Genomic DNA, 14,755 nt, shown 5'->3' on the forward strand with positions numbered 1-14,755 from the left:
TTCGATCAGCCGCGCGCGATAACGGCAGCGTCAGCTTCGACCTTTTCGGCCGCTTTCTGGCGGATCAAGCGTTCAAGCTCATCCACCAGATTGTCATTCGTCAGTTTCTGCGACGGCTTGCCGTCGATGTAAATCAGGTTTGGCGTGCCGCCGGTCAAGCCGATATGGGCTTCCTTGGCTTCACCCGGTCCGTTGACCACGCAACCGATGACTGCGACATCCAGCGGCACCAGCAGGTCTTCGAGGCGCCCTTCCAGCTCGTTCATGGTCTTGACCACATCGAAGTTCTGCCGCGAGCAGCTCGGGCAGGCGATGAAGTTGATGCCACGGGAACGCAGGTGCAGGGATTTGAGAATGTCGTAGCCGACTTTCACTTCCTCGACCGGGTCGGCCGCCAACGAGATGCGAATAGTATCGCCAATCCCTTCGGCGAGCAGCATACCGAGGCCCACGGCGGATTTCACCGTGCCTGAACGCAAACCACCGGCTTCGGTGATGCCCAGGTGCAGCGGCTGGACGATTTCCTTGGCCAGCAGGCGGTAGGCTTCGACGGCCATGAACACGTCGGAGGCTTTCACGCTGACCTTGAAGTCCTGGAAATTCAGGCGTTCAAGGTGCTCGACATGGCGCAAGGCCGACTCGACCAGCGCGGCCGGGGTCGGCTCGCCGTATTTCTTTTGCAGGTCTTTTTCCAGGGAGCCGGCGTTGACGCCGATGCGAATCGGAATCCCGCGATCACGGGCGGCATCGACCACGGCGCGTACGCGATCTTCGCGACCGATGTTGCCCGGGTTGATTCGCAGGCAGTCGACACCCAGCTCGGCGACGCGCAACGCAATGCGGTAGTCGAAATGGATATCGGCCACCAATGGCACCTTGACCAGTTGCTTGATCTTGCCGAAGGCCTCGGCGGCGTCCATGTCCGGTACGGATACCCGCACGATATCGACGCCAGCCGCTTCAAGACGATTGATCTGCGCCACGGTGGCCGCGACATCGTTAGTGTCGCTGTTGGTCATGCTCTGCACAGCGATAGGCGCATCGCCGCCAACAGGCACGTTACCGACCCAGATCTTGCGCGATTCGCGACGTTTGATTGGAGATTCGCCGTGCATGACTTATTGACCCAACTTCAGGCGAGCAGTCTCGCCACTGGTGAACGGAGCAACATCGACCGACTGGCCGTTGTAGCTGACCTGCGCGCCACGGGCGAAGCCCAGGCGGACGGCAAACGGTGGCTTGCCGCTGACGGAAAGGCTATCGCCTTTACGCTTGAGACCACTGAACAACACCTTGCCGCTGCCATCGGTCACTTGCGTCCAGCAATCGGCGGTGAATTGCAGTTGAACCTGACCCTGGCCGGCCACCGGAGCCGCTGCCGGAGCTGGCGTCGCAGCCGCTTGCGCCGGAACGCTCGGGGCAATCGGTGCAGTGACTGCCGGGGCCGGTACGGCGGGAACTGCCGGGGCCGGAGTCGCAGGCGTCGCGACAACCGCAGCCGTACTGTGCGCCGGTGCAGCTGGCGCTGGTGCTGGTGATACAGGCGCTGCGGGTTCAGTCGCTTGAGCATCCGCCGGCGCTTCAGCCGCGGTCTCGGCTTGCGGCAATGCCAGAGCGGTGGTGTTTTCAGCCTGACCTTCCGCGACAGCCTGGTCTTCCGGCTCGTCCAGCGGATGAATCTGGGTGGTGCCGTCGGCGCCTTCGACTTCTACGTGTTCAGGGCTCAGGCTGATCAGGTCCTTGGTGCGCAGCGAGGTTTGATCCTGCCACCAGACAAAACCACCACCAATCACCGCCACCAGCAGCAACAGGCTGACAACACGCAAGATGGTGTGGGAAACCCGAACCGGTTCTTCGATACGACCCAGGCTATGCACGCTGCTGCCCTGGGAGTCGGTACCGGTGGATTGATCGAACTGCTGGACCAGAACGGCCTGGTCCATGCCGAGCAATTTGGCATAGGCGCGAATATAACCGCGAGCAAAGGTGTGCCCAGGCAGCTTGTCGAATTCGCCGGCTTCCAGATTGCTCAGGGAGTTGACGGTGAGGTTGAGCTTGAGAGCCACTTCGGCCAGCGACCAGCCATTGCTTTCGCGGGCCTGGCGCAGGGTCTCACCGGGGTTAACGCGATTCGCTGCTACAACTTCGGGATGCGCCGCTTTCATCATTGCTCCGACAGGTATTGCTGATATTCCGGTGTACCGGGATAGAGTCGTTTTAATTGCAGGCCTGCACTTGCGGCCTTGTCGCGATCTTCAAACACTTTTGCCAGCCGAACGCCGAGCAATAGACTACGTGCATTTTGCTCGGCGAGCAGACTAAAACGATCGTAGTAGTCACGCGCGGGCACATAATGCCTGTCTTCGTAAGACAACTCAGCCATTTCCAGCAATGCGCGTGGTTGTTGGCGATTCAAACGCAGGGCTTTTTCCAGTTGCTGCTGGGCCAACTCCCGCTGGCCAAGCATCGAAGCGGTCATGCCCAGGTTCTCGAACACTCGCGATCGCTCAGGATACAGGGTATCGGCGGCGGCCTGTTCAAAGCGCTCGTAGGCTTCCTTGTAACGTTTTTGCTCGAAAAGAAAACTGCCGTAGTTATTGAGGATTCGCGCATCGGCGGGACGGGAAGACAGCGCCTTGCGAAAATGCTGGTCGGCCAGTTCCGGCTCCATCTCGGCCTGGAATACCAGCCCCAGCGCCGCGTTGGCGTCCGGATCCGCAGCATCCAGTTCCAGGGCTTTCTTCAGCGGTACTTTGGCCCGCTCGGTCATGCCCTGTTGCAGATAACCGATACCCAGCTGCACATACGCCTCACGCGCTTCGTCGCGGCCCTTGCTGGTCTTCATCGGGTTGTAATCGCCCGAAAGCACACAGCCAGCGCAGAGGCTGGCCAATAGCAAAAGCAGCGCAAAGCGCAGGGACATAGAGATCCTCTCTTGGTTACTTATTCGCGGCGCTCGAAGCAATATCGTTCTCGGCGCTCAATTCACGCACCGCGATATAACGTTCGCTGCGACGGGTGCGATCCAGCACCTGCCCTACCAGTTGACCACAAGCGGCGTCGATGTCTTCACCACGGGTGGTGCGGACAGTGACGTTGAAACCGGCATGATGAAGCTGATCCTGGAACCGACGAATGGCGTTGTTGCTCGGCCGCTCGTACCCGGAGTGCGGGAACGGGTTGAAAGGTATCAGGTTGATCTTGCATGGGATGTTCTTGAGCAACTCGATCATCTCGACCGCGTGCTCGACCTTGTCGTTCACGTCCTTGAGCAAGGTGTACTCGATGGTCAGCACGCGCTTTTCGCCCAGGGACGACATGTAGCGCTGGCACGACTCGAGGAGCATCTTAAGCGGATACTTCTTGTTGATCGGCACCAATTGGTTACGCAATGCGTCATTCGGTGCGTGCAGGGACAACGCCAGGGAGACGTCGATGTGCTTGGACAGCTCATCGATCATCGGCACCACGCCCGACGTGGACAGGGTCACGCGGCGCTTGGAAATGCCGTAGCCCAGGTCATCCATCATCAGATGCATGGCGGCAATGACGTTGTCGAAGTTCAGCAGCGGCTCACCCATGCCCATCATCACCACGTTGGTGATGGCACGGTCGACGGTCGCCGGGACGCTGCCAAAGGATTTGTTGGCAATCCACACCTGGCCAATGACTTCGGCGGCGGTGAGGTTGCTGTTGAAGCCTTGCTTGCCGGTGGAGCAGAAACTGCAATCCAGGGCACAGCCTGCCTGGGACGAAACGCACAAGGTGCCGCGCTTGCCCTGGGGAATGTACACGGTCTCGACGCAGCTGCCGGACGCCACGCGCACCACCCACTTGCGGGTGCCGTCGCTGGAGATGTCCTCGCTGACCACTTCCGGACCGCGAACTTCAGCAACAGCCTTGAGCTTTTCGCGCAAGGCCTTGCTGACGTTCGTCATGGCGTCGAAATCATCGACGCCAAAGTGGTGAATCCATTTCATTACCTGACCGGCACGGAAACGCTTCTCCCCGATTGAGTCGAAGAATTTTTCCATTTCCGACTGGGTGAGACCCAGCAGGTTGGTTTTAACAGTCGATGTAGTCATGGATTCACCTTCACTCTTAAGCCAATGCTTAGCGAGTGGTTACTTCAGTAGCTGCGAAGAAGTACGAGATTTCGCGAGCGGCAGCGGCTTCGGAGTCCGAGCCGTGTACAGCGTTGGCGTCGATGGATTCAGCGAAGTCAGCACGGATGGTGCCGGCAGCAGCTTCTTTAGGGTTGGTAGCGCCCATCAGCTCACGGTTCAGAGCGATAGCGTTTTCGCCTTCCAGAACCTGAACGACAACCGGACCGGAGATCATGAAAGCAACCAGGTCACCGAAGAAACCGCGCTCTTTGTGCTCAGCGTAGAAGCCTTCGGCTTCGGCTTTGGACAGTTGCTTCAGTTTCGAAGCTACAACGCGCAGGCCTGCTTTTTCGAAACGGGTGGTGATCTCGCCGATCACGTTTTTAGCAACGGCGTCAGGCTTGATGATGGAGAAAGTACGTTGAACAGCCATGATGTAACTCCAGAAACGGTAATTTGCGAAAAATTAAACCCGCGAATTATACGCGGGTTCTTGGGTATTGCCTAACCTGCAGCGTGGCTCAGTCGCGTTCTTCGATCCAGTGGGCCTGAATGGCCTCCAGGATCTTTTCGCCACAATGATCAGGGTGATCGTCGAACTCGGGCAATTCCATCACCCACTTGCGCAGATCGACGAAGTTGACCGACATAGGATCTACATCGGGCTTGGTTTCAGCCAGCTGGATCGCGATTTCCAGCACATCAGTCCACTTGAGACTCATGACAATTCCTTGAATCAGTGCGGCGCTTCGGCTGCGTGGTTGAGCGAGTACTTCGGAATTTCGACGGTCAGGTCTTCAGTCCCGACCTTGGCCTGACAGCCCAGGCGCGACTGAGCTTCCAGCCCCCAGGCCTTGTCAAGATAGTCCTCTTCCAGCTCATCGGCTTCTTCCAGCGAGTCAAAACCCTCACGGATGATGCAGTGGCAGGTGGTACAGGCGCAGACGCCGCCACAGGCACTTTCCATCTCGATGTGGTGCTCATGGGCCAGCTCGAGGATGGACGTACCGGTCTCAGCCTCCACGACCATGCCTTCCGGGCAAAACTTTTCGTGTGGCAGAAAAATGACCTGCGGCATCGTTATTCCTCAATCTCATTCAGGTTGCGCCCCGCCAGCGCGGCTTTCACCGTCGAGTCCAGGCGGCGGGCAGCAAAGGCATCGGTCACTTGCGACAGACGCTTGGTCTGCTGCTCGATGGCGTAACCATCGGTACCTTTCATCAGTTCGGTCAGTTCCTGCACCTGCAGCTCGATGACCATGCGTTCATCGGCATCGAGCAGGCGCTCGCCGTCGGCTTCCAGGGCGGCCTGCACCGCTTCGATCAGACGCTGGGCATCGACCTGCTGCTCACGCAGCACGCGGGCCACCTTGTCGTCGTTGGCGTGCTGGAACGAATCCTTGAGCATCTTGGCGATTTCGCCGTCGGTCAGACCGTAGGACGGCTTGACCTGGATGCTGGCTTCGACACCCGAGCCCAGCTCGCGAGCGGAGACGCTCAGCAGACCGTCGGCATCAACCTGGAAGGTCACGCGAATCTTCGCCGCACCGGCAACCATCGCCGGAATGCCACGCAATTCGAAACGCGCCAGGGAGCGACAGTCGCTGATCAGCTCGCGCTCGCCCTGCAATACGTGGATCGCCATGGCCGACTGGCCATCTTTGTAGGTGGTGAAGTCCTGGGCGCGGGCGACGGGAATGGTGGTGTTGCGCGGAATCACCTTCTCCATCAGGCCGCCCATGGTTTCCAGCCCCAGGGACAACGGAATCACGTCAAGCAGCAGCAATTCACTGCCATCGCGCTTGTTGCCGGCCAGGGTATCGGCCTGGATCGCGGCACCGATGGCCACCACTTGATCCGGATCGATTTCAGTCAGCGGCTGGCGACCAAAAGCTTCGGCAACGGCGTCGCGAACACGCGGGACACGGGTCGAACCACCCACCATGACCACCGCGTGCACTTCTTCCAGCTCGACACCGGAGTCACGAACGGCGCGGCGACAGGCTTTCAGGCTGCGGGCAACCATCGGCTCGATCAGCGCGTTGAAGGCCTCACGGGTCAGCTCGGCTTTCCAGTCGCCATACGCGACTTCAACCGACGCCGCGTTGGTCAGCGCCTCTTTGGCCGCGCAAGCGGTTTGCAGCAGATTGCGTTGCGCACCCGGATCCAGGTCGGCAGACAAACCGGCGCTCTCGATGATCCAGCCTGCGATGGCGTGGTCGAAGTCATCGCCGCCCAGAGCACTGTCGCCACCGGTGGCCAGCACCTCGAAGACACCGCCGGTCAGGCGCAGAATCGAGATATCGAACGTACCGCCGCCCAGGTCATAAATCGCCACCAGGCCTTCGGCGTGCTGATCCAGCCCATAAGCCACCGCCGCTGCCGTCGGCTCGTTGAGCAAACGCAGCACATTAAGGCCGGCCAGTTTGGCCGCGTCCTTGGTGGCTTGACGCTGAGCGTCGTCGAAATAGGCCGGAACGGTGATGACCGCACCCACCAGCTCACCACCGAGGGTGGCTTCGGCACGCTGGCGCAAGACCTTGAGGATGTCCGCCGAGACTTCGACCGGGCTTTTCGGGCCCTGGATCGTGTCGATGAACGGCATGTGCGACTCGCCACCGACAAAGCGGTAAGGCAGTTGCTCGCCCAATTGCTTGACGTCGGACAGACCACGACCCATCAAGCGCTTGACCGACAGCACGGTGTTCAAGGGATCGGTGGAGGCAGCCAGCTTGGCCGACTCGCCGACTTCGACGCGATCGGCGTGATAGCGCACGGCAGACGGCAGGATAACCTGCCCTTCTGCGTCGGCCAGAGGCTCGGAAAGTCCACTGCGCAATGCAGCGACCAGCGAATTGGTAGTGCCCAAGTCGATCCCCACAGCCAGACGACGCTGGTGCGGTTGAGGACTTTGGCCGGGTTCGGCGATCTGCAGTAGGGCCATCGTTATCAGGACTTATCTGTATATCAGGCGTGCGACCGGAGCGGCACTGGGTTAATCGTCGAGGCGCTCTTCTAATTGGCGCACTTCGTAGGTGAGCTTGTCGAGGAACTGCATGCGCCGCATCAGGCGTTCGGCCCGTTCACGTTGCGCGGCATCGTTCCAGCAAGCTGCGAAGCTTTGGTTCAGTTCATCCTGGGCAGTCTTCAACCGGCGCTTGAACGCGGCAACGCCCGACAAGTCGGCGCTGTCCTGCAGGTCCTCGAGCTCTTCGCGCAACTCCATCTGTTGCAGAAGAAACTCCGGGTCATGCACCGTGACCTCCAGCGGCAGCTCGCCACCATTCAAGGCGAGCAGGTATCGCGCGCGCTTGGGGGGACTCTTGAGCGTCTGGTAGGCCTCGTTGAGGCTCGCGGATTGCTCTAGCGCCAGCCGTTGCTCACGCTCGGAGGCGTCAGCAAAGCGGTCCGGATGAACGCTGCGCGCCAGCTCGCGGTAACGCGAAGCCAGCTGATCGAGGTCCAGATTGAAACTCGGCTGCAGCTCAAATAAAGCGAAATGACAAGGAGTACCCACGAGCAGCCTCAGATGTTGAAGCTTTCGCCGCAGCCACATTCACCGCGCACGTTGGGGTTGTTGAACTTGAAGCCTTCGTTCAACCCTTCCTTGACGAAATCGAGCTCGGTGCCGTCCAGGTAGGCCAGGCTTTTCGGGTCGATGATCACTTTTTCGCCGTGACTTTCGAACACCTGATCCTCTGCAACCACCTCGTCGACAAACTCCAGCACGTAGGCAAGGCCGGAACAGCCCGTGGTGCGAACACCCAGGCGAATCCCCTCACCTTTGCCGCGCCCGTCGAGGGAGCGTCGCACGTGTCGAGCAGCCGCTTCTGTCATGCTGATAGCCATCGGTGACTCCTTACTCGTCGCCAAATCCTGAAAGTCAGATCAAGCCTTTCTTCTGCTTGTAATCGCGAACGGCCGCCTTGATGGCGTCTTCAGCGAGCACGGAGCAGTGAATTTTCACTGGCGGCAGGGCCAGTTCTTCAGCCAGCTGAGTGTTCTTGATGGTTTCTGCCTCGTCCAGCGTCTTGCCCTTCATCCACTCAGTGGCCAGGGAGCTGGAAGCGATGGCCGAACCGCAGCCATAGGTCTTGAACTTGGCATCTTCGATGATGCCGGCGTCGTTGACCTTGATCTGCAGGCGCATCACGTCGCCGCAAGCCGGCGCGCCGACCATGCCGGTGCCGACATCAGGATCTTCCGCGTCCATCTTGCCGACGTTGCGCGGGTTTTCGTAGTGGTCGATGACCTTTTCGCTGTAAGCCATGGTTCTTAATCCTCACTCATCAGAGAGTCGCTCTTAAAGCCCCGGAACCTGGGTCCGCAGGGCTGGTTCGCGGCGACTTGAAATCAGTGTGCCGCCCACTCGATTTTCGAAATGTCGACACCGTCTTTGTACATGTCCCACAGCGGCGACAGAGCGCGCAGCTTGGTAACGGCCTCGCAGACTTTCTGCGCGGCGTAGTCGATTTCTTCTTCGGTGGTGAAGCGGCCGAAGGTGAAACGGATCGAGCTGTGTGCCAGTTCATCGTTGCGGCCCAGGGCGCGCAGCACGTAGGAAGGCTCAAGCGATGCCGAGGTGCAAGCCGAACCGGACGAAACCGCCAGATCCTTGAGCGCCATGATCAGCGACTCGCCTTCAACGTAGTTGAAGCTCAGGTTCAGGTTGTGCGGAACGCGGGCGGTCAGGCTGCCGTTGACGTACAGCTCTTCCAGGTGCTCGACCTGCTTGTAGAAGCGGTCGCTCAGGGCCTTGATGCGTGCGTTCTCGGCAGCCATGTCTTCCTTGGCCACGCGGAAGGCTTCGCCCATGCCGACGATCTGGTGGGTCGCCAGGGTGCCGGAGCGCATGCCGCGCTCGTGACCGCCGCCGTGCATGGTCGCTTCGATGCGCACACGCGGCTTGCGGCTCACGTACAGGGCGCCGATGCCTTTAGGGCCATAAGTCTTGTGGGCGGAGAACGACATCAGGTCGACTTTCAGCTTCTGCAGGTCGATCTCGACCTTGCCGGTGGACTGAGCGGCGTCGACGTGGAACAGGATGCCCTTGGAGCGGGTCAACTCGCCGATGGCGGCGATGTCGTTGACGGTACCGATTTCGTTGTTCACGTGCATGACCGAAACCAGGATGGTGTCGTCGCGCAGTTCGGCTTCGACCATTTCCGGAGTCACCAGGCCGTCGGTACGAGGCTCAATGTAGGTGACTTCGAAACCTTCACGCTCCAGCTGGCGCATGGTGTCCAGGACAGCCTTGTGCTCGATCTTGGTGGTGATCAGGTGCTTGCCTTTGGTGGCGTAGAAATGTGCCGCACCCTTGATTGCCAGGTTGTCGGATTCGGTGGCACCGGAGGTCCAGACGATTTCGCGCGGGTCGGCATTGACCAGGTCGGCCACCTGACGACGGGCGTTTTCGACGGACTCTTCAGCTTTCCAGCCGAACACGTGGGAACGGGACGCCGGGTTACCGAAGTTTCCGTCGACCAGCAGGCATTCACTCATTTTTTGCGCGACACGCGGATCAACCGGGGTAGTCGCAGAGTAATCAAGGTAAATCGGCAATTTCATGGACTATCTCCTAAATCAGGCTGGCTGGCACGCCGTTAGCTCTCTGGCTGTCATTCGACGGCGGACGCTTCAATCTTGTCCAGGCGTGGCGCCTTGCTGTTGCAACGGCGTTGATCCTGACGCTGGGCTACTTCTTGTACCTCACGGCGAGTCACAAGGTCAGCCAAGCTGATACCGCTCAGAAATTCGTGAATCTGCAGGCTCAGATCGCACCACAAGTGGTGGGTCAGGCAGGTGTCGCCTTGATGGCAATCACCCTGGCCCTGGCATTTGGTGGCATCGACCGATTCGTTCACCGCATCGATCACCTGGGCGACCTGGATACCTTGCATGTCGCGTGACAGCTGGTAACCGCCGCCTGGGCCACGAACGCTGGACACCAGGTTGCTGCGGCGCAGCTTGGCGAACAGCTGTTCGAGGTAGGACAGGGAGATGCCTTGGCGCTCGGAGATATCGGCCAGGGACACGGGCCCGTGCTGCGCGTGCAACGCCAGATCGAGCATGGCGGTCACGGCGTATCGGCCTTTTGTAGTCAGTCGCATGGACAATTACCACGGAGTTCGGAATGGGGCGAGTATGCAATTCCTGAGTATTTAAGTCAACTATAAGACCTAGTACTTTAGTCAGGTTTACCCGCAAAGAGCGGGCGCATGATATCAGGGTCTGCGGCTTAATGGCACACCGCTTAGCGCTGTGCCATTGCCTGAATACGACCTACAAAGGCATTAACCGGCCTGACTCTGGTCCTTGTCCTTCACGCAGGCGAAGTCTTCTTCGCGCAGCTCAGGCAGATCCTTGGCACAGTAATTACTGCCCAGATCCTTCAATGCCCCGCACATCCCCTCCAGACGACCATCCACGGCCTGCAGGTGATCAAGCAGTTGATTGATGGCGCGCGCCACCGGGTCCGGCATGTCTTCGCTGACACCATAGGCATCAAAACCGATCTTCTCGGCCATGGCCTTGCGCTTGGCGTCCTGCTCTTCATCGGACTTGACGATAATCCGCCCCGGAATCCCGACAACGGTCGCACCCGCCGGAACAGCCTTGGTAACCACCGCATTGGAGCCGACCTTGGCCCCGGCACCGACCGTGAACGGGCCGAGCACCTTGGCGCCCGCCCCAACCACCACGCCATCTTCAAGGGTCGGGTGACGCTTGCCCTTGTTCCAGCTGGTGCCGCCCAGGGTCACGCCCTGATACAGGGTCACGTCGTTGCCGATCTCGGCGGTTTCACCGATGACAATGCCCATGCCGTGGTCAATAAAGAACCGCCGACCGACCTTGGCACCCGGATGGATCTCGATCCCGGTCAGCCAGCGACCGAAGTTCGACACCAGCCGCGCCAGCCATTTCAGGTCGGCACGCCACAACATCGATGACAGGCGATGGATCCAGATGGCATGCATGCCCGGGTAGCAGGTCAGGACTTCAAAAGCATTACGCGCTGCTGGATCACGATGGAAAACACTCTGGATATCTTCACGCAAACGCTCGAACATCATTAATCCTTCCGCTTCAGAAGCTCGCCACGGGCCGCTTTTTGGGTTTCCGTGAGGATGCCACGCAATATATTCATTTCCGCCCGGCTGACCGAGCTGCGTCCGTACAACCGGCGCAGGCGCGCCATCAAGTGCCGTGGCTTTTCCGGATCGAGAAACTCAATGGCCACCAGGGTCTGTTCCAGGTGCTCATAGAATCGTTCCAGCTCGTCCATGGTCGCCAGCTCAGCGCTTTTGACCGATGCCACTTCTTCCTTCTCGACCTTGCTCGGCTGACCTTCGGCCGCCAGCCAGGACATGCGCACTTCATAACTCAACACCTGCACCGCCGCCCCAAGGTTCAGCGAGCTGAACTCAGGGTCGGATGGGATGTGCACGTGATAATGACATCGCTGCAGCTCTTCATTGGTCAGGCCGGAATCTTCACGGCCGAACACCAGGGCGATCTCGGCGCCCTGCCCGGCTTCCTCCACCACTTTCGCACCGCATTCACGGGGATCGAGCAGCGGCCAGGGAATCCGGCGATCACGGGCGCTGGTGCCGAGCACCAGATTGCAGCCGACCAAGGCATCTTCCAAGGTGGCGACGACTTGCGCTTTTTCAAGGATGTCTCCGGCACCGGAGGCACGGGCATCGGCCTCGTGATGCGGGAACAAGCGTGGTTCGACCAGCACCAGCCGCGACAGCCCCATGTTTTTCATGGCGCGCGCGGTCCCGCCGATATTGCCCGGATGGCTGGTATTGACCAGGACGACACGAATGTTTTGCAGCAAGGGAGGCGCTCTCGAACACATTATCGGGAGCAGAATCTTACAGCGCTCACTACCGTTAAGCCATGAAAGCGAACGTCGTCCTTCACCTGTAGAAACTTTCTGATAGAATGCCCGGCTTTCTTTAACAACCTTAGGTGACACATCCATGCAGCCCATGCTGAATATCGCGCTGCGCGCCGCCCGCAGCGCCAGTGAATTGATCTTCCGCTCCATCGAGCGCCTGGATACCATCAAGGTCGACGAAAAAGACGCCAAGGATTACGTATCCGAGGTGGACCGCGCCGCCGAACAGAAAATCATCGACGCGCTGCGCAAGGCTTACCCGAATCATTCGATCATGGGTGAAGAGACCGGCCTGCATGCCGGTACCGGGATCGAAGGCGAAGAGTACCTGTGGATCATCGACCCACTGGACGGCACCACCAACTTCCTGCGCGGCATTCCTCACTTCGCTGTCAGCATCGCCTGCAAATACCGCGGTCGCCTGGAACACGCCGTTGTTCTGGACCCGGTTCGCCAGGAAGAATTCACCGCCAGCCGCGGTCGCGGCGCTCAACTGAACGGTCGCCGCCTGCGCGTCAGCGGCCGCACCAGCCTGGACGGCGCCCTGCTGGGTACCGGCTTCCCGTTCCGTGACGACCAAATGGACAACCTCGACAACTACCTGGGCATGTTCCGCGCCCTGGTTGGCCAGACCGCAGGCATCCGCCGTGCCGGCTCGGCAAGCCTGGACCTGGCCTACGTGGCCGCCGGTCGTTTCGACGCTTTCTGGGAGTCGGGACTGTCCGAGTGGGACATGGCCGCAGGCGCCCTGCTGATTCAGGAAGCAGGCGGCCTGGTGAGCGACTTCACCGGTGGTCACGACTTCCTCGAAAAAGGCCACGTCGTTGCCGGTAACACCAAATGCTTCAAGGCAGTCCTGACGGCGATCCAGCCGCACCTGCCGGCCTCGCTGAAGCGCTAAGCGCCCAAGCGACAGAAAAGCACCCTTCGGGGTGCTTTTTTTATGCCTGGAATCCACCCCCGATAACACCACTGACCCCCTGTGGGAGCGAGCCTGCTCGCGAAAGCGGCCTCACATCCAGCAATGATGGCGACTGATACACCGCCTTCGCGAGCAGGCTCGCTCCCACAGGGGCATTAACGGTTGTGCATAAATCCCGGGCACAAAAAAGCACCCCGCAGGGTGCTTCTTTTTGAATCTTTGATTTCAGCAGATCAATGAGCCTGCTGATTCTCCGACAAGATCAACTTGCCCTCTTTATCCACTGGAATCTGGTTACCAGGATCGCGATCCATTCGCACTTTCCCCTCTTTACCGTCCAGCGAGTAGCGCACGTCGTAACCCACGACCTTGTCACTGATGTCATTCACCGTATTACAACGGGTTTGCGTCGTGGTGTAGGTGTCACGCTCTTGCATGCCCTCCTGAACCTTGTTGCCGGCGTAACCGCCACCGACCGCGCCCGCCACCGTGGCAATTTTCTTGCCGGTGCCGCCGCCGATCTGATTACCCAGCAAACCACCCGCCAGCGCACCTACCACGGTACCGGCGATCTGGTGTTGATCTTTCACCGGCGCTTGCCGGGTAACAGCTACATCCTTGCACACTTCACGTGGAGTCTTGATTTGCGTCTTGACCGGCTCAACGGCGAGTACTTGCGCATACTCAGGGCCGTTATCTTTAACCAGGCTGTAGGTGGCCACAGCACCCCCGGCAGTCACACCGACAGCACCCAGTACAGCACCAACCAGCATCGACTTGTTCACATGAACCTCCTGACCATCCAATGCGGGATAAACCCGCGCTTCTCCCAGCCTTGGAGCATAAAAAAAGGCGCGAGTTCAACTCGCGCCTTTTTGGACTACATCGCTGGAGGAAGCCTCCTTCAAGGACGGTCGTCGACTTCCTTCTCGGTATTCACCGTCGGAATCAGGTCTTCGGAGCTCAGGTTCAGCCAGATCAGCACCACGTTGGCGATGTAGATCGACGAGTAAGTACCCGCCAGAACACCCACCAGCAGCGCCAGGGAGAAGCCGTACAGGTTGTCGCCACCAAAGAACAGCAGTGCCGCGATCGCCAGCAAGGTGGAAACCGAAGTGGCGATGGTCCGCAGCAGGGTCTGGGTGGTCGAGATGTTGATGTTCTCGATCAGGCTGGCCTTGCGCAGTACGCGGAAGTTCTCACGAACCCGGTCGAATACCACGATGGTGTCGTTGAGCGAGTAACCGATGATCGCCAGTACCGCCGCCAGCACCGTCAGGTCGAAGGTGATCTGGAAGAACGACAGGATACCGATGGTCACGATCACGTCGTGGATCAGGGACACGATCGCACCAACGGCGAATTTCCACTGAAAGCGGAACGCCAGGTAGATCAGGATGCCGCCCAGCGCCATCAGCATGCCGAGGCCGCCCTGGTCGCGCAGCTCTTCACCCACCTGCGGGCCGACGAACTCGACGCGCTTGACCGTCGCCGGGTTGTCGCCGCCGACCTTCTGCAGCGCTTCCGCCACCTGGTGACCCAGTTGCGGATCTTCACCCGGCATGCGCACCAGCAAATCGGTGGTGGCGCCGAAGTTCTGCACCACGGCTTCGTGGTAGCCCGAGGAAACAAGCTGCTCACGCACCTTGGTCACATCGGCCGGACGCTCATAGGTCAGCTCGATGAGCGTACCGCCGGTGAAGTCCAGGCCCCAGTTCATGCCCTTGGTGGCGACGCTGAATAAGGCCAGCACGGTAAGGAACAATGTGACGCCGAACGCAACGTTGCGAACGCCCATGAAGTTGATTGTACGTAACATGGC

The 14,755-nt window shown here is 59.7% G+C and carries 18 protein-coding genes; 1 reads left to right on the forward strand and 17 read right to left on the reverse strand.

The window, feature by feature from the left end; genetic code table 11:
* Positions 1 to 5: 5 nt before the first annotated feature.
* The 15 genes from ispG to trmJ all read right to left on the reverse strand — a co-directional run bounded on the left by ispG (position 6) and on the right by trmJ (position 11,948).
* Positions 6 to 1,115 (reverse strand): flavodoxin-dependent (E)-4-hydroxy-3-methylbut-2-enyl-diphosphate synthase, encoded by a 1,110-nt coding sequence (gene ispG, locus CKW21_RS09765; protein ID WP_003185136.1) that lies wholly within the window; start codon positions 1,113 to 1,115, stop codon positions 6 to 8.
* A gap of 3 nt (positions 1,116 to 1,118) precedes the next feature.
* A complete protein-coding gene (locus CKW21_RS09770; protein WP_095193773.1) occupies positions 1,119 to 2,165 on the reverse strand; it encodes a RodZ domain-containing protein in 1,047 nt (348 codons plus the stop codon).
* Complete coding sequence (pilW, locus tag CKW21_RS09775; protein WP_095193774.1) at positions 2,165 to 2,923, reverse strand: type IV pilus biogenesis/stability protein PilW; 759 nt, start codon at positions 2,921 to 2,923, stop codon at positions 2,165 to 2,167. Before pilW ends, CKW21_RS09770 begins: the two co-directional genes overlap by 1 nt.
* Before the next feature lie 16 nt (positions 2,924 to 2,939).
* Positions 2,940 to 4,085 (reverse strand): 23S rRNA (adenine(2503)-C(2))-methyltransferase RlmN, encoded by a 1,146-nt coding sequence (rlmN, locus tag CKW21_RS09780; protein WP_095193775.1) that lies wholly within the window; start codon positions 4,083 to 4,085, stop codon positions 2,940 to 2,942.
* A gap of 28 nt (positions 4,086 to 4,113) precedes the next feature.
* Positions 4,114 to 4,539, reverse strand: coding sequence for a nucleoside-diphosphate kinase (ndk, locus tag CKW21_RS09785; RefSeq protein WP_007964426.1), 426 nt, complete (start codon positions 4,537 to 4,539; stop codon positions 4,114 to 4,116).
* An 88-nt stretch (positions 4,540 to 4,627) separates the two neighbouring features.
* Positions 4,628 to 4,828 carry a Fe-S cluster assembly protein IscX gene (gene iscX / locus CKW21_RS09790; protein WP_095193776.1) on the reverse strand — a complete coding sequence of 67 codons (201 nt, stop codon included), beginning with the start codon at positions 4,826 to 4,828 and terminating at the stop codon, positions 4,628 to 4,630.
* Positions 4,829 to 4,842: 14 nt separating this feature from the next.
* Positions 4,843 to 5,184: an ISC system 2Fe-2S type ferredoxin gene (gene fdx / locus CKW21_RS09795; RefSeq protein ID WP_085715824.1), complete on the reverse strand. Its 342-nt coding sequence runs from the start codon at positions 5,182 to 5,184 to the stop codon at positions 4,843 to 4,845.
* A gap of 2 nt (positions 5,185 to 5,186) precedes the next feature.
* Complete coding sequence (gene hscA / locus CKW21_RS09800; protein ID WP_095193777.1) at positions 5,187 to 7,049, reverse strand: Fe-S protein assembly chaperone HscA; 1,863 nt, start codon at positions 7,047 to 7,049, stop codon at positions 5,187 to 5,189.
* Between the two features lie 51 nt (positions 7,050 to 7,100).
* Positions 7,101 to 7,622: a co-chaperone HscB gene (gene hscB / locus CKW21_RS09805; RefSeq protein ID WP_095193778.1), complete on the reverse strand. Its 522-nt coding sequence runs from the start codon at positions 7,620 to 7,622 to the stop codon at positions 7,101 to 7,103.
* Between the two features lie 8 nt (positions 7,623 to 7,630).
* Entirely contained in the window at positions 7,631 to 7,954 is a 324-nt protein-coding gene (gene iscA / locus CKW21_RS09810; protein WP_003227904.1) for an iron-sulfur cluster assembly protein IscA, read from the reverse strand.
* A 34-nt stretch (positions 7,955 to 7,988) separates the two neighbouring features.
* A complete protein-coding gene (gene iscU, locus CKW21_RS09815; RefSeq protein ID WP_007974006.1) occupies positions 7,989 to 8,375 on the reverse strand; it encodes a Fe-S cluster assembly scaffold IscU in 387 nt (128 codons plus the stop codon).
* An 83-nt stretch (positions 8,376 to 8,458) separates the two neighbouring features.
* Positions 8,459 to 9,673, reverse strand: a complete 1,215-nt coding sequence (locus CKW21_RS09820; protein ID WP_095193779.1) for an IscS subfamily cysteine desulfurase — start codon at positions 9,671 to 9,673, stop codon at positions 8,459 to 8,461.
* A gap of 50 nt (positions 9,674 to 9,723) precedes the next feature.
* Complete coding sequence (gene iscR, locus CKW21_RS09825; protein WP_007903581.1) at positions 9,724 to 10,215, reverse strand: Fe-S cluster assembly transcriptional regulator IscR; 492 nt, start codon at positions 10,213 to 10,215, stop codon at positions 9,724 to 9,726.
* 183 nt (positions 10,216 to 10,398) lie between these two features.
* Complete coding sequence (gene cysE / locus CKW21_RS09830) at positions 10,399 to 11,175, reverse strand: serine O-acetyltransferase (RefSeq protein ID WP_095193780.1); 777 nt, start codon at positions 11,173 to 11,175, stop codon at positions 10,399 to 10,401.
* A gap of 2 nt (positions 11,176 to 11,177) precedes the next feature.
* Positions 11,178 to 11,948: a tRNA (cytosine(32)/uridine(32)-2'-O)-methyltransferase TrmJ gene (gene trmJ, locus CKW21_RS09835; protein ID WP_095193781.1), complete on the reverse strand. Its 771-nt coding sequence runs from the start codon at positions 11,946 to 11,948 to the stop codon at positions 11,178 to 11,180.
* A gap of 145 nt (positions 11,949 to 12,093) precedes the next feature.
* Here trmJ and suhB point away from each other — a divergent pair, with 145 nt between their 5' ends.
* The gene (gene suhB / locus CKW21_RS09840) at positions 12,094 to 12,912 is read left to right on the forward strand and encodes an inositol-phosphate phosphatase (protein ID WP_007941397.1); all 819 of its coding nucleotides are present in this window, start codon (positions 12,094 to 12,096) and stop codon (positions 12,910 to 12,912) included.
* Positions 12,913 to 13,166: 254 nt separating this feature from the next.
* On the opposite strand, the gene CKW21_RS09845 is transcribed toward suhB, so the two are convergent.
* Together CKW21_RS09845 and secF are read right to left on the reverse strand one after the other, a co-directional pair.
* Positions 13,167 to 13,718 (reverse strand): glycine zipper 2TM domain-containing protein, encoded by a 552-nt coding sequence (locus CKW21_RS09845; RefSeq protein ID WP_020795595.1) that lies wholly within the window; start codon positions 13,716 to 13,718, stop codon positions 13,167 to 13,169.
* A gap of 119 nt (positions 13,719 to 13,837) precedes the next feature.
* Positions 13,838 to 14,752: a protein translocase subunit SecF gene (secF, locus tag CKW21_RS09850; protein WP_095193782.1), complete on the reverse strand. Its 915-nt coding sequence runs from the start codon at positions 14,750 to 14,752 to the stop codon at positions 13,838 to 13,840.
* Positions 14,753 to 14,755: the final 3 nt, after the last annotated feature.

Origin of the sequence: Pseudomonas sp. Irchel 3A7, from assembly GCF_900187565.1 — a bacterium.
GTDB lineage: Bacteria > Pseudomonadota > Gammaproteobacteria > Pseudomonadales > Pseudomonadaceae > Aquipseudomonas.

Excerpts from the sequence above, each read along its gene's own strand:
- iscU (WP_007974006.1), bottom strand. The coding sequence starts at position 8,375 with ATGGCTTACAGCGAAAAGGTCATCGACCACTACGAAAACCCGCGCAAC.
- ndk (WP_007964426.1), bottom strand. The coding sequence starts at position 4,539 with ATGGCTGTTCAACGTACTTTCTCCATCATCAAGCCTGACGCCGTTGCT.
- suhB (WP_007941397.1), top strand. The coding sequence starts at position 12,094 with ATGCAGCCCATGCTGAATATCGCGCTGCGCGCCGCCCGCAGCGCCAGT.
- iscX (WP_095193776.1), bottom strand. The coding sequence starts at position 4,828 with ATGAGTCTCAAGTGGACTGATGTGCTGGAAATCGCGATCCAGCTGGCT.
- iscR (WP_007903581.1), bottom strand. The coding sequence starts at position 10,215 with ATGCGACTGACTACAAAAGGCCGATACGCCGTGACCGCCATGCTCGAT.
- iscA (WP_003227904.1), bottom strand. The coding sequence starts at position 7,954 with ATGGCTATCAGCATGACAGAAGCGGCTGCTCGACACGTGCGACGCTCC.
- hscA (WP_095193777.1), bottom strand. The coding sequence starts at position 7,049 with ATGGCCCTACTGCAGATCGCCGAACCCGGCCAAAGTCCTCAACCGCAC.
- CKW21_RS09820 (WP_095193779.1), bottom strand. The coding sequence starts at position 9,673 with ATGAAATTGCCGATTTACCTTGATTACTCTGCGACTACCCCGGTTGAT.
- ispG (WP_003185136.1), bottom strand. The coding sequence starts at position 1,115 with ATGCACGGCGAATCTCCAATCAAACGTCGCGAATCGCGCAAGATCTGG.
- pilW (WP_095193774.1), bottom strand. The coding sequence starts at position 2,923 with ATGTCCCTGCGCTTTGCGCTGCTTTTGCTATTGGCCAGCCTCTGCGCT.
- secF (WP_095193782.1), bottom strand. The coding sequence starts at position 14,752 with ATGTTACGTACAATCAACTTCATGGGCGTTCGCAACGTTGCGTTCGGC.
- CKW21_RS09770 (WP_095193773.1), bottom strand. The coding sequence starts at position 2,165 with ATGAAAGCGGCGCATCCCGAAGTTGTAGCAGCGAATCGCGTTAACCCC.
- cysE (WP_095193780.1), bottom strand. The coding sequence starts at position 11,175 with ATGTTCGAGCGTTTGCGTGAAGATATCCAGAGTGTTTTCCATCGTGAT.
- rlmN (WP_095193775.1), bottom strand. The coding sequence starts at position 4,085 with ATGACTACATCGACTGTTAAAACCAACCTGCTGGGTCTCACCCAGTCG.
- fdx (WP_085715824.1), bottom strand. The coding sequence starts at position 5,184 with ATGCCGCAGGTCATTTTTCTGCCACACGAAAAGTTTTGCCCGGAAGGC.